General features: G+C 42.2%; 14 protein-coding genes. 13 read left to right on the top strand and 1 reads right to left on the bottom strand.

Going from position 1 to position 13,798, the window contains the following annotated elements:
* Positions 1-17 precede the first annotated feature (17 nt).
* From dnaK to mtaB, 5 genes are all read left to right on the top strand, one after another.
* Complete coding sequence (gene dnaK / locus AKG37_RS02295; RefSeq protein WP_060697390.1) at positions 18-1,856, top strand: molecular chaperone DnaK; 1,839 nt, start codon at positions 18-20, stop codon at positions 1,854-1,856.
* 165 nt (positions 1,857-2,021) lie between these two features.
* Positions 2,022-3,155 carry a molecular chaperone DnaJ gene (gene dnaJ / locus AKG37_RS02290; protein ID WP_060697389.1) on the top strand — a complete coding sequence of 378 codons (1,134 nt, stop codon included), beginning with the start codon at positions 2,022-2,024 and terminating at the stop codon, positions 3,153-3,155.
* A 22-nt stretch (positions 3,156-3,177) separates the two neighbouring features.
* Entirely contained in the window at positions 3,178-4,113 is a 936-nt protein-coding gene (gene prmA, locus AKG37_RS02285; RefSeq protein WP_060697388.1) for a 50S ribosomal protein L11 methyltransferase, read from the top strand.
* 23 nt (positions 4,114-4,136) lie between these two features.
* The gene (locus tag AKG37_RS02280; protein WP_060697387.1) at positions 4,137-4,919 is read left to right on the top strand and encodes a 16S rRNA (uracil(1498)-N(3))-methyltransferase; all 783 of its coding nucleotides are present in this window, start codon (positions 4,137-4,139) and stop codon (positions 4,917-4,919) included.
* Positions 4,907-6,265 carry a tRNA (N(6)-L-threonylcarbamoyladenosine(37)-C(2))-methylthiotransferase MtaB gene (gene mtaB / locus AKG37_RS02275; RefSeq protein ID WP_060697386.1) on the top strand — a complete coding sequence of 453 codons (1,359 nt, stop codon included), beginning with the start codon at positions 4,907-4,909 and terminating at the stop codon, positions 6,263-6,265. Before AKG37_RS02280 ends, mtaB begins: the two co-directional genes overlap by 13 nt.
* Positions 6,266-6,304: 39 nt before the next feature.
* Here mtaB and AKG37_RS02270 read toward each other — a convergent pair whose 3' ends face one another.
* Entirely contained in the window at positions 6,305-7,234 is a 930-nt protein-coding gene (locus AKG37_RS02270; protein ID WP_060697385.1) for a Na/Pi symporter, read from the bottom strand.
* 182 nt (positions 7,235-7,416) lie between these two features.
* Between AKG37_RS02270 and rpsU the strand changes: the two genes are divergently transcribed.
* The 8 genes from rpsU (at position 7,417) to AKG37_RS02230 (ending at position 13,715) form a co-directional block, all read left to right on the top strand.
* Entirely contained in the window at positions 7,417-7,590 is a 174-nt protein-coding gene (gene rpsU, locus AKG37_RS02265) for a 30S ribosomal protein S21 (RefSeq protein ID WP_003152957.1), read from the top strand.
* A gap of 14 nt (positions 7,591-7,604) precedes the next feature.
* Complete coding sequence (locus tag AKG37_RS02260) at positions 7,605-8,054, top strand: GatB/YqeY domain-containing protein (RefSeq protein ID WP_060697384.1); 450 nt, start codon at positions 7,605-7,607, stop codon at positions 8,052-8,054.
* A gap of 140 nt (positions 8,055-8,194) precedes the next feature.
* The gene (locus AKG37_RS02255; RefSeq protein WP_060697383.1) at positions 8,195-9,508 is read left to right on the top strand and encodes an NfeD family protein; all 1,314 of its coding nucleotides are present in this window, start codon (positions 8,195-8,197) and stop codon (positions 9,506-9,508) included.
* A 27-nt stretch (positions 9,509-9,535) separates the two neighbouring features.
* A complete protein-coding gene (gene floA, locus AKG37_RS02250; RefSeq protein ID WP_024423026.1) occupies positions 9,536-10,528 on the top strand; it encodes a flotillin-like protein FloA in 993 nt (330 codons plus the stop codon).
* Positions 10,529-10,559: 31 nt separating this feature from the next.
* Positions 10,560-11,057 carry a hypothetical protein gene (locus AKG37_RS02245; RefSeq protein WP_060697382.1) on the top strand — a complete coding sequence of 166 codons (498 nt, stop codon included), beginning with the start codon at positions 10,560-10,562 and terminating at the stop codon, positions 11,055-11,057.
* Between the two features lie 204 nt (positions 11,058-11,261).
* A complete protein-coding gene (gene yqfC, locus AKG37_RS02240) occupies positions 11,262-11,543 on the top strand; it encodes a sporulation protein YqfC (protein ID WP_012010618.1) in 282 nt (93 codons plus the stop codon).
* Between the two features lie 18 nt (positions 11,544-11,561).
* Positions 11,562-12,752: a sporulation protein YqfD gene (gene yqfD, locus AKG37_RS02235; protein WP_060697381.1), complete on the top strand. Its 1,191-nt coding sequence runs from the start codon at positions 11,562-11,564 to the stop codon at positions 12,750-12,752.
* Between the two features lie 3 nt (positions 12,753-12,755).
* Positions 12,756-13,715: a PhoH family protein gene (locus tag AKG37_RS02230; RefSeq protein WP_060697380.1), complete on the top strand. Its 960-nt coding sequence runs from the start codon at positions 12,756-12,758 to the stop codon at positions 13,713-13,715.
* Positions 13,716-13,798 lie beyond the last annotated feature (83 nt).

The following is a 13,798-nucleotide window of genomic DNA, read 5'->3' as shown; positions in this document are numbered from 1 at the left end:
ATGGGAGGTCATCGAATATGAGTAAAATCATTGGGATCGACTTAGGAACAACAAACTCATGTGTTGCAGTACTTGAAGGCGGCGAGCCAAAAGTTATTGCAAACGCTGAAGGAGCACGTACAACACCATCAGTTGTCGCTTTCAAAAACGGAGAGCGCCAAGTGGGTGAAGTAGCAAAACGTCAATCAATTACAAACCCGAACACAATCATGTCTGTGAAAAGACATATGGGTACAGATTATAAAGTAGAAGTTGAAGGCAAGAACTATACACCGCAGGAAATCTCTGCAATCATTCTTCAACACCTTAAATCTTACGCTGAAGGCTATCTTGGCGAAGAAGTAACAAAAGCTGTTATCACAGTTCCTGCTTACTTCAACGATGCAGAACGTCAAGCAACTAAAGATGCTGGTAAAATTGCTGGTCTTGAAGTAGAACGTATCATCAACGAACCAACAGCAGCTGCACTTGCGTATGGTTTAGATAAAACAGACGAAGATCAAACGATCCTTGTATACGACCTTGGCGGCGGTACATTTGACGTGTCAGTTCTAGAACTTGGAGACGGCGTCTTTGAAGTGCGCTCAACTGCTGGGGACAACCGTCTAGGAGGAGACGATTTTGACCAAGTCATCATCGATCACCTAGTGGCTGAATTCAAAAAAGAAAATGGTATTGATCTTTCTAAAGATAAAATGGCGCTTCAGCGTTTAAAAGATGCGGCTGAAAAAGCGAAAAAAGATCTTTCTGGTGTATCTTCTACACAAATCTCACTGCCATTCATCACAGCTGGAGAAGCAGGACCTCTTCACCTTGAATTAACGTTAACGCGTGCAAAATTCGAAGAACTTTCTGCTGAGCTTGTAGAGCGTACAATGACACCTGTACGTCAATCTTTGAAAGATGCTGGTTTATCTGCTAGCGAGATTGATAAAGTCATCCTTGTCGGTGGATCAACTCGTATTCCTGCAGTACAAGAAGCAATCAAAAAAGAAACAGGCAAAGAGCCACATAAAGGTGTAAACCCTGATGAAGTGGTTGCACTTGGTGCAGCGATCCAAGGTGGAGTCATCACAGGAGATGTGAAAGACGTTGTTCTTCTTGACGTAACACCACTTTCTTTAGGAATTGAAACAATGGGCGGCGTATTCACGAAGCTGATTGAACGTAATACAACAATTCCAACAAGTAAATCTCAAGTATTCTCAACGGCTGCTGACAACCAAACAGCTGTAGATATCCATGTCTTGCAAGGTGAGCGCCCAATGGCTGCAGATAACAAAACATTAGGCCGCTTCCAATTGACTGATATCCCGCCAGCACCACGCGGCGTACCACAAATCGAAGTATCTTTTGATATCGATAAAAACGGTATTGTTAACGTACGTGCGAAAGATATGGGTACAGGCAAAGAGCAAAACATCACAATCAAATCTTCTTCAGGTCTTTCTGATGATGAGATCGAAAAAATGGTCAAAGAAGCAGAAGAAAATGCTGAAGCAGATGCGAAGAAAAAAGAAGAAATCGAAGTGCGCAATGAAGCAGATCAATTAGTGTTTACAACTGAAAAAACATTAAAAGATCTAGAAGGCAAAATCGATGAAGAGCAAGTGAAAAAAGCAAATGACGCGAAAGATGCACTAAAAGCTGCGATCGAAAAAGGCGAGTTTGAAGACATCAAAGCGAAAAAAGATGAACTGCAAACAATCGTTCAAGAATTAACGACAAAGCTGTATGAAGAAGCTGCAAAACAAGCACAAGCTCAGCAAGAAGGCGCTGAAGGTGCTCAAAAAGCAGATGACAATGTAGTGGATGCAGAATACGAAGAAGTAAACGACGATCAAGAGAAAAAATAATCACCTTTACTTTTGAAAAAGACTGCTGAAACGTACCCGTCAGAAAGTCAAAGTCAGGATCTCTTGGCTTTGACTTTTTTTCTTTTCAACGATGAAAGGAATTGAAAAAGGTTAAATCAAAATGATACAATCGTATTTATGTGAGAAAATCGGGAGTGTGAAGAGATGAGTAAGCGTGATTACTATGAAGTGCTTGGCGTGGGTAAGAGCGCCTCAAAGGACGAGATCAAAAAGGCATACCGCAAGCTTTCAAAAAAGTATCACCCTGATATTAATAAAGAAGCTGGCTCAGATGATAAATTCAAAGAAGTAAAAGAAGCCTATGAAACCCTTTCTGACGATCAAAAACGTTCGCATTATGACCAGTTCGGTCATACCGATCCAAACCAAGGCTTTGGCGGCGGCGGTTTTGGCGGTGGAGGAGACTTTGGCGGCTTCGGCGGCTTTGACGACATCTTCTCTAGTATTTTTGGCGGCGGAGCCAGAAGAAGAGATCCAAATGCACCGCGCCAAGGGGCTGACCTGCAATATACAATGACGCTTACGTTTGAAGAAGCGGCATTTGGGAAAGAAGCAACGATCGAGATTCCCCGCGAGGAATCATGTGAAACATGTCATGGATCAGGTGCAAAGCCTGGGACGCAGGCGAAGACATGTTCACATTGCGGCGGGTCTGGTCAATTAAATGTTGAGCAGTCCACTCCGTTTGGTAAAGTGGTGAACCGCAGAGTATGTAACTACTGCAGCGGAACAGGAAAACAAATCGACGATAAATGTTCAACTTGCGGCGGATCTGGTAAAGTACGTAAGCGCAAGAAAATTAACGTGACGATCCCAGCAGGTGTTGATGATGGTCAGCAGCTCAGAGTGTCTGGTCAAGGTGAACCAGGTGTAAATGGAGGACCTCCAGGCGATCTATTCGTTGTGTTCCATGTGAGGGCGCATGAATTCTTTGAACGTGATGGAGATGACATTTACTGCGAAATGCCGCTCACCTTTGCTCAGGCTGCATTAGGCGACGAAATTGAAGTGCCGACATTACATGGTAAAGTAAAATTAAAAGTTCCTGCTGGCACTCAAACTGGCACGAAGTTTAGACTCAAAGGAAAAGGTGTGAAAAATGTACGCGGCTATGGCCAAGGCGATCAGCATATCGTTGTACGTGTTGTTACACCGACAAATTTAACGGACAATCAAAAAGATATCATAAGAAAATTTGCTGAAGTGAGCGGAAATAAACCGGACGAACAAGAAATGAGCTTTTTCGATAAGGTTAAACGCGCATTTAAAGGCGAGTAAGACGGATAAGGAGTTGGTAGTATTGAAGTGGTCAGAAATTAGCGTCCATACAACAAATGAAGCGGTGGAACCGATCACCAATATTTTGCATGAAGCAGGTGCAAGTGGTGTCGTGATTGAGGACCCGCTTGATTTAGTCAAGGAACGTGAAAATGTATACGGTGAGATCTACCAGCTCGATCCGAATGACTATCCGGATGAAGGAGTCATTGTCAAAGCCTATCTTCCGATGAACAGCTTTTTAATGGAAACGGTAGATGAGATCAAAGAAGCCATCAACAATCTTCTTCTATACGATATTGACCTTGGACGAAATACGCTGTCAATCTGTGAAGTAAACGAAGAAGAATGGGCCACCGCATGGAAGAAATACTATCATCCTGTGAAAATCTCTGAAAAATTCACCATCGTACCAACGTGGGAAGAATATACACCGGTACATTCTGATGAATTGATTATTGAAATGGACCCTGGAATGGCATTTGGAACAGGTACGCATCCAACAACCGTCCTTTGCATTCAGGCGCTTGAGCGCTATGTGAAGGAAAACGATACGGTCATTGATGTTGGAACAGGATCTGGGATTTTAAGTGTGGCAGCAGCGATGCTTGGTGCAAAAGATATTCATGCCTTTGATCTCGACACCGTTGCGGTAGAAAGTGCGAAGCAAAATATCGAACTAAATGGTGTAAGTGAAATAGTGACGGTTAAACAAAATAACTTACTTGATGGAATTTCAGGTGAGCGTGATGTGATCGTCGCCAACATTCTGGCAGAAGTGATTTTGCGCTTTACAGATCAAGCCTATGATTTATTGAAGAAAGATGGCTATTTCATTACGTCAGGCATCATTGGACAAAAGAAATTACAAGTCAAAACAGCTTTAGAAGAAGCAGGTTTTGACATTGTTGAAGTGCTGTCAATGGAAGATTGGGTCAGCATTATAGCGAAAAAATAAAGCGAGTAGGTGTCAGGACACGTATGCAACGATATTTTATCGACCTCACGAAAGAAGAAGTAATCGCAAAGGGAGCCATCGTCATAAAGGGTGAGGATGTACATCACCTTTCCAATGTCATGCGAATGAAAGCAGGACAGGAAATCCTTTGTTTAACGACAGACGGCTTTGAAGCGCTCAGTAAAATTGATACAATAACAAAGGAAGAAGTGATTTGCCGTCTTGAAAGCTGGACAAATCAGGACAGAGAACTTCCAATCAAGGTGACGATTGCAAGTGGTCTTCCAAAGGGAGATAAGCTGGAGCTGATTATTCAAAAAGGCACAGAGCTTGGTGCAAGTGCTTTTATCCCGTTTCAAGCGGCTCGTTCCATTACAAAGCTAGACCAAAAAAAGTCACATAAAAAACGAGAGCGCTGGGAGAAAATTGCGAAAGAAGCAGCCGAGCAGTCCTATCGGAATATCATTCCTCGTGTTGATCCCGTATTAACGTTTAAAGAGCTGACGCAATTAGCTGGTGAATTCGATAAATGTGTCGTTGCATACGAAGAATCATCGAAAGAAGGAGAGCAAAGCCGTTTTCAAACTGTGCTTCAACAGATGAAAGGCGGACAAACCTTGTTACTGGTTTTTGGCCCAGAAGGCGGTTTGGCAGAAAAGGAGATTGAAGAGCTTGAAGCGCTTGGTGCAGTCATTTGCGGGCTCGGACCACGCATTTTAAGAACGGAAACCGCTCCTCTCTATGCGCTTTCTGCTATTTCCTATCAAACAGAGTTATTAAGAGGTGAATCATTATGGGAACAGTAGCGTTCCATACACTTGGCTGTAAGGTCAATCACTATGAAACAGAAGCGATCTGGCAGCTGTTCAAAGAAGCTGGCTATGAAAGAAAAGACTATGAATCAAAAGCAGACGTATATGTCATTAATACATGTACTGTCACAAATACAGGCGATAAAAAAAGCCGCCAGGTCATTAGAAGAGCCATTCGTCATAACCCGGATGGTGTCATTTGTGTAACAGGCTGTTATGCGCAAACATCTCCAGCAGAAATCATGGCAATTCCTGGCGTTGATATTGTGGTTGGAACACAGGACAGAAATAAATTGCTAGGTTATATTGAAGAATACCGCAGAGAAAGACAGCCGATTAACGGGGTTGGCAACATTATGAAAGCACGTGTGTTTGAAGAGCTGGATGTTCCTGCCTTTACAGACAGAACGCGCGCTTCATTAAAAATCCAAGAAGGCTGTAACAATTTCTGTACTTTCTGCATTATTCCTTGGGCTCGCGGCCTTCTTCGTTCTCGTGACCCTGAAGAGGTCATCAATCAAGCGCAGCAGCTTGTTGATGCCGGCTATAAAGAAATTGTGCTTACAGGCATTCACACAGGCGGATACGGAGAAGACTTAAAGGATTATAACTTTGCGAAGCTTCTCAAAGAATTAGATGAACGTGTCATTGGCTTAAAACGAATCCGTATTTCATCTATTGAAGCAAGTCAAATTACAGATGAAGTCATTGAAGTGCTTGATCAGTCAGATAAAATTGTCAGACACTTGCATATTCCGCTTCAATCTGGCTCAAATACTGTACTAAAAAGAATGCGCCGTAAATATACGATGGAATTCTTTGCAGAGCGTTTAACAAAGCTGAAAAAAGCATTGCCAGGACTTGCTGTAACCTCTGATGTGATCGTTGGGTTCCCTGGGGAAACAGAAGAAGAGTTTTTGGAAACGTACAATTTTGTCAAAGACCATCAATTCTCTGAGCTTCACGTATTCCCTTACAGCAAACGTACAGGCACGCCAGCTGCAAGAATGGAAGATCAAGTGGATGAAAATGTGAAAAACGAACGCGTCCACCGTTTAATTGCTCTTTCTGACCAGCTTGCGAAGGAATATGCATCAGCATATGAAGGAGATGTCCTAGAAATCATCCCGGAAGAATCCTTTAAAGAACAAGAAGGAGAGCACAATCTTTATGTAGGTTATACCGATAATTATATGAAGGTTGTATTCGAAGGGACAGAGGACATGATCGGCCGCTTGGTCAAAGTGAAAATTACGAAAGCGGGTTATCCTTATAACGAAGGACAATTCGTTCGTATCAGCGATGATGTGCAACCAGAAAAAGTGAGAATGACCTCATAATAGATAAAAAACCGGCAGCCAAAAGGGCAAGTCGGTTTTTTATGTTGATTGATTTGGTAAAAGACATAAGATCAATGCGTGAAAAGGGCGTATGAATGGGAAGAAGAGAAGAGAGCTTGCCACATTAAACAGTAGGCTGAAGTGCGCAATCTGCTGGGCTGGAGAGCTTGCGAGAAGAGCGACGACCTCTGTGATCATGGCGAGAAACGGGAGGCATAAAAGAACTCCGAGCACATTAAACACGACATGTGCGTAAGCCGTTTGACGTGCTGCGTAGCCGCCAGATATCGCAGCCATCACAGCGGTAATACATGTCCCAATATTGGATCCTAACACAAAGCTGATGCCTTCCTGAAGTGCCACAGTTCCCTCATTCATAAATCCCATTAAAATGCCGATACAGACGGAGCTCGAATGAACAATCGCTGTGAAGATGGTACCAGAAAGCAGTGCTGTCCAGTCTGAATGCTGCATCATTTCAAGAAAACGCAAGGTCTCAGGCTGGCTTGTCATCATCCCTGCAATTTTTGAGAAGCCTTGAATGCAAAAAAAGATCATCCCGAGTCCAAATACACTTTTTCCTGCATGCCTAAAAGATGTTCTGCCAAATATGATGCATAGAAGACCTGCTATGATCAAAACCCACATAAAAACGTCCATTTTAATGGCGATAAATTCTGTCGTAAACGTGGAGCCGATATTGGTTCCAAGAATCATTGGGATTGATTTTCTAAAAGAGAGAATGCCTGTACTGACAAAGCCGATGACGATGACCATAAATGCTGAACTGCTTTGAAGAACCCCTGTAAACACAATACTGACTAAGAATGCTTTGACCGGGTGATCTGTAAAGAGAAGTAATGATTTCTCTATACGAGACGATGTAAGCGCCATTAATCCTTTTCTCAGCAAACCCATTGACCATAAAAAAATGAAAATAAGTGCACAAAAATAAATGATCGTCATCATAGAAAAGTCCTCCTCTTATCAATGAATATATGGACTTGTCTACCTGCTCATGACGAAAATATATTTCCAAATCACTTAGTTGACCTCACACAAGGCTTATATTATAATGTCTAGGTACATGTTTTGCATGTATATCTTTTTTTAATGCAGTCGATTGGTGTATTCGGAGGGAGGGAAAGAGAATGTCAAAAACGGTCGTTAGAAAAAACGAATCGCTTGAAGATGCTCTTCGTCGCTTTAAACGCAGTGTATCCAAAACTGGAACATTGCAAGAAGCAAGAAAGCGTGAATTTTATGAAAAGCCTAGCGTAAAGCGTAAGAAAAAGTCTGAAGCAGCTAGAAAACGTAAATTCTAAAGAGGGTGGATTTTATGAGTCTTCTTGAGCAATTAAATTCTGATATGAAGCTTATGATGAAAAACCGTGAGAAAGACAAGCTTGTTGTCATTCGTATGGTAAAGGCTTCGCTCCAAAATGAAGCAATTAAGCTTAAGAAAGACAGTTTGACCGGCGATGAGGAACTAACCGTCCTTTCCCGCGAGATTAAGCAACGTAAAGACTCCCTCCATGAATTTTCGAAAGCTAATCGCTTAGATTTAGTAGATAAAGTTCAAAAAGAGATTGACATTTTAGACGTTTATTTACCTGAACAGCTTTCTGAAGAAGAACTGCAAACGATCGTGAAAGAAACGATCGCTGAAACAGGTGCTTCCTCAAAGGCTGATATGGGTAAAGTGATGAGCGCTATTATGCCAAAAGTAAAAGGTAAAGCTGATGGATCTGTCATTAACAGACTTGTCAGCGAACAGCTGTCTCAATAAAAAAGTATCCTTCTATTGCTAGAAGGGTACTTTTTTTATGCCCTTATAAATCTGTCATATAAAAATGAAACCTATGATACATTTGTAACGTATGTAAAGGAACGGTAAAATGGAAAAAGAGAGGAGGGATCACCAAATAGATGAAAAAAATAAAAATTTCTATTGCTCTCTTCAGTTGTTTTATAATATGCTTATTATTAGGGGTTCAATTGACCGCGAAATCAGCAGACCAGAAAGTTCATGTTATCCCAATTGAAGATACAGTAGAAAAGGGACTTTCTAAATTCATTGAACGATCGTTTGAGCAGGCAAAGTCGGAACGGGCGAAACATATTATTCTCGACATCAATACTCCGGGTGGTGCTGTCGATGCAGCCCTTGAGATTGCAGATACCATTCGTGCCTCCGATATCCCAGTGACAGCGTTTGTCAATCATAGAGCGCTTTCAGCAGGGGCCTTCATTGCGCTAAATGCCGATCAAATTTATATGACCCCGAACGGAAAAATGGGGGCTGCTGCGATCATTGATGGCGAAGGCAATGCTGCCGATCAAAAATCTGAATCTCTATGGCTTGCCGAAATGAGTGATGCTGCCGAAAAGCAGGGGCGTGATCCAAAGTATGCTCTCGCAATGGCGGATGTGGATATAGACGCAAAAGAAGCTGGTGCACCAAAAGGAGAATTGCTCACCTTCAACACAAACCGGGCGCTTCAATTCGGTTATGCAGAAGGGGAAGCAAAAAATATGGATGACTTGCTTCAGAAGCTGAAATTAACAAACGCTTCTGTTCAATACGATGAAGTGAGCTTTGCCGAAAAGGTTGCGCGTTTTCTAACGCATCCAATTGTCATTCCGATCCTTTTATCCATTGCAAGCTTAGGGTTAATTGTTGAGCTCTATTCTCCTGGCTTTGGCGTTCCAGGCACCATGGGAGTGACAGCGCTTCTTTTATTCTTTTATGGTCATCTCGTGGCAGGTTTTGCAGGATATGAGACGTTGTTCCTGTTTTTAGCCGGGATTGCGCTCATCATTTTGGAATTGTTTTTGCCAGGGGGAATCGTAGGTGTCATTGGACTGATCTGTGTCGTTGTCAGCTTATTTTTAGCAGCTGGAAGCTTTACAGAAATGGCGATTTCCATCTTGATTGCCACTGCTGTTTCAATCATAGCAGTTATATTATTGACAAAGGTGTTGGGGAAACGTATGAAATTTTTTAAAAAGTTCATTTTAACCGATTCAACCAATAAGGAAAGCGGTTATGTCTCAAATGAAACAAGAGAGGATCTTGTTGGACAAATCGCAGTGACAGCAACCGCACTACGTCCATCTGGTACGATTGTATTCGGAGATGAGCGCATTGATGTTGTGTCAGAAGGTGCATTTATCGATAAGGATGAACAAGTAAAAATTGTGAAAGCGGAAGGCTCACGCATTGTCGTGAGGAAAGTATAGATATACTGATTTTAGAGGAGGAATAAAATGGATCCATCTACTTTACTATTATTTGTGATTATCGCAGCAGGTTTGATTGTTCTATCGATCTTTTTCACCTTTGTACCGGTGATGCTGTGGATTTCTGCCCTAGCGGCTGGCGTAAAAGTGAGCATTTTTACACTTGTAGGAATGAGACTTCGCCGAGTAATTCCAAACCGAGTGGTAAACCCGCTCATCAAAGCACATAAAGCAGGTCTTGATGTGACGATTAACCAGCTAGAGAGCCACTATCTTGCAGGTGGTAACGTGGACCGAGTTGTGAATGCATTGATCGCAGCCCAACGCGCGAATATTGAATTGAACTTTGCACGCTGTGCAGCTATCGACCTAGCAGGCCGTGACGTGCTTGAAGCGGTGCAAATGAGTGTAAACCCTAAAGTCATTGAAACACCATTTATTTCTGGTGTTGCGATGGACGGGATTGAAGTGAAAGCAAAAGCACGTATCACAGTTCGTGCAAACATCGACCGACTTGTCGGTGGTGCAGGGGAAGAAACAATTATTGCTCGTGTAGGTGAAGGGATTGTCTCTACAATCGGTTCATCAGATAATCATAAAAAGGTTCTTGAGAACCCTGATATGATTTCTCAAACGGTTCTTGGCAAAGGATTAGATTCAGGTACTGCGTTTGAAATTCTCTCGATTGATATCGCAGATGTTGATATCGGTAAGAACATCGGGGCGATTCTGCAAACAGACCAAGCAGAAGCAGACAAAAACATTGCACAGGCGAAAGCAGAAGAACGCCGCGCAATGGCTGTAGCACAGGAACAAGAAATGCGTGCGAAAGTTGAAGAAATGCGCGCGAAAGTTGTAGAAGCAGAGGCTGAAGTACCACTTGCTATGGCTGAAGCATTACGTGAAGGCAATATTGGTGTCATGGACTATATGAACATTAAGAATATCGATGCTGATACAGATATGAGAGATTCCTTTGGTAAAATGACAAAAGGTCCATCTGATAATGAAAACAAATAAGCATCCTCTCACGCTTTAAGGAGGGAGCCCATTGGACATTCTATTTGAAAATCCGCTATTAATTGCGATTATCATCGGTATCATCTCTGCCGTGTTTGGGAAAATCGGCAAACAAGAGGAGAACGAACAAAAGAATCAACAAAAGAAACCCGCTCCTCAGCGTAAGCCGGTGCCCCAAAAGCAAACAAAACAAACAAGTCCAGATCCAGTCGTGACGGATCAGCTGGACGATTTCGGTGATGTACATGATCATGGCGGGATGAAGAAAAAAACATCTCAGTCCTTACAGGATCGCTATACGGCTACACTTGCCGAAATGGAAGAAAGAAAAAGCGAGCTGAATAAAGAGTTTCAATCGCTTGAAAGAGAGCTGACAAGGCCAAAGGCTGCATCTGCTGAAGTGAGGCCAAAAATCATTGAGAAGCTGAACCAAGATACAATTGTTCAGGGAATGATCCTCGGAGAAGTATTTGGAGAGCCGCGCGCCAAAAAGCCGCATAGAACGATGAAACGGCCGTATAAAAGATAAAGAAGAAAGTCCCCTTTATAAAAAGGGGGCTTTTTTTGGTTTGAAGGGGCTTTTTACACGCAAAATGATGAAACGGCTGTTTTACGGGATTCATTAGCATGATATGAACCACCGAGGAATAGGATGATATAGAGGCTTTCTCATCAGTCTCACCATCTTTCAGTTTGATCTCATACACATGAGGTGGGAAGGGGTTCTTATTGAATGGGTAAAAGAAAAAATCGACTTAAAGCATGGCTGACAAGAACACTTGAAATCCCTCCAGACGTGATGATGGATCTTCCCCGTATTACGATGGTTGGCAGACTCCACATTTACATAGAGAATCATAAAGGGCTTTTACTTTTCAGTGATCAAGAAGTAAGGCTGATGCTCAAACAAGGACAATGCATTATTTCAGGGAAAGACTTTGTGATTAAAACGATTTTGCCAGAAGAGATCTTATTAGAAGGGAAAATCGATGAGGTCCGTTATATTGATTCTTAACTGACGGAGGGGAGAAGCGTGAAGAATAAATGGTTCGCCTATTTTATTGGCAGAGTGGAAGTGGAGATCAAAGGAAACGGCATTGAGCGGCTCATCAATGAGTGCACGAGACAGGGGATCACAATGTTCCAAGTGAGCCGCCGTCAAGACAGTGTGCGCTTATTTATTCGCTTATCAGATGTACATGCCTTCAGAAAAGTACGAAGACATCATGAGGTGACATGTTCATTTCATCAAAAGAAGGGCTTTCCGTTTCTACTCCTTTGGTCAAGGAAGAATATTGGATTTACGCTTGGGATAGTATGCTTTCTAGTGACGATATTGGCGCTTTCAAACATGGTGTGGAAAATTGATATTAAAGGAGCTAACCCAGAAACTGAACATCAAATGAGAAAGCATTTAGACGACATTGGGGTCCAAAAGGGCCGTTTTCAATTTCTTATGGGAACACCTGAAAAAATTCAAAAATCCCTGACAACCAATATTCAAAGCATTACATGGGTCGGCGTTGAACTAAACGGCACAACATTTCAAATGAAAGTCGTAGAAAAAAATGAACCTGAAAAAGAGAAATACACAAGTCCTCAGCACATCGTCGCCAAGAAAAAGGCTGTTATCACAAGAATGTATGTGGAAAAAGGGGAGCCGCTTGCTGCGGTAGATGAACATGTGAAAAAGGGGCAGATGCTTGTCTCTGGACTCATCGGGAGCGAAGATCGGCAAAAAACGGTCGGAGCCAAAGCGAAAATCTATGGAGAAACGTGGTACCGTTCTGAAGTTTCTGTCCCTCTTCGAACATCTTTTGATGTCTTTACGGGTAAAATGAAGACAAAGCACAAGCTCTCCGCATTTGGAGGTTCACTGCCATTTTGGGGTTTTTCCTTTAAAAAGGATGAGTTTAAGCAGCCAAAAACGGAAACAGAAGTTCACCCGCTTCATTTCTTAAACATGCAGCTTCCATTCTCCTATGAAAAAGAAATCACACGTGAAAGTGAAAAAATAAATCGAGAATACACAAATAAAGAAGCCGTTCAAGCAGGGATTAAAATGGGTAAAAAAGAATTAGAAGAGAAGCTAGGTCAAACAGGAGAGGTGAAAAGTGAAAAAGTTTTGCACGAGACAACAGGGAATGGTAAAGTTAAGTTAATCATCCTTTACCAAGTAATAGAAGATATTGTTCAACCAACACCTATTGTTCAGGGAGACTAGAGAATGACAGAACATTTACTTGAGATTCAACAAAAATTGGATAGTCCAAACGAAGCGATCGCTTTATTTGGCAATCAAGATTCTTATCTGAAACTGATGGAAAACGAGCTGAACGTCTCCATTATTACGCGTGGAGAAAAAGTGTATGTTTCTGGAGAGGAAGCATCAAGAGAGACAGTAAGCCGTTTGATCACATCTCTTTTACATCTTATCCGTAAAGGAATTGAGATTTCCGAACGAGATGTCGTCTATGCCATAAAAATGGCGCAAAAAGACAAGCTGAATTATTTTGAAAATATGTATGAAGATGAAATTACGAAAAATGCCAAAGGCAAGTCGATCAGGGTGAAAACAATCGGCCAGCGGGAATATGCTGCGGCGATGAAAAAAGATGACTTAGTATTTGGAATTGGACCTGCTGGTACGGGGAAGACATATTTGGCAGTCGTCAATGCGGTTCATTCTTTGAAAAATGGACATGTGAAACGGATTATTCTCACAAGACCAGCAGTTGAAGCAGGAGAGAGCCTTGGCTTTTTACCAGGTGATCTAAAGGAAAAGGTAGATCCTTATTTAAGACCACTATATGATGCCTTGCATGATGTGCTTGGCAGTGATCATACGGAACGATTAATCGAGCGCGGTGTGATTGAAATAGCGCCTCTTGCCTATATGAGGGGACGGACGCTTGATGATGCATTTGTTATTTTAGATGAAGCGCAGAATACAACGCCTGCTCAAATGAAAATGTTTTTGACGAGACTTGGGTTTGGCTCTAAAATGGTCATTACAGGAGATATTACACAGATTGATCTGCCAAAGGGCATGCAGTCAGGCCTTGCGGCTGCAAAGGACATGCTTGCAGAGATCAAGGGCATCTCATTTATTGAATTAGACCAGACAGATGTGGTCAGACACCCGCTTGTGGCGAAGATCATTGGCGCATACGAAAAGCAAAAATGAACTGAGTGACCCGATCGTCTTCATCGGGTCATTTTGTTTCGATCGTGGTTAAAGTAAAAAAGGAGGTACTTTCCTTGAGAAAG

Origin of the sequence: Bacillus australimaris, assembly GCF_001307105.1 — a bacterium.
Classification (GTDB): domain Bacteria; phylum Bacillota; class Bacilli; order Bacillales; family Bacillaceae; genus Bacillus; species Bacillus australimaris.
Note: the sequence above shows the minus strand (reverse complement) of the source record. Positions and strands in the feature narration are given on the sequence as shown.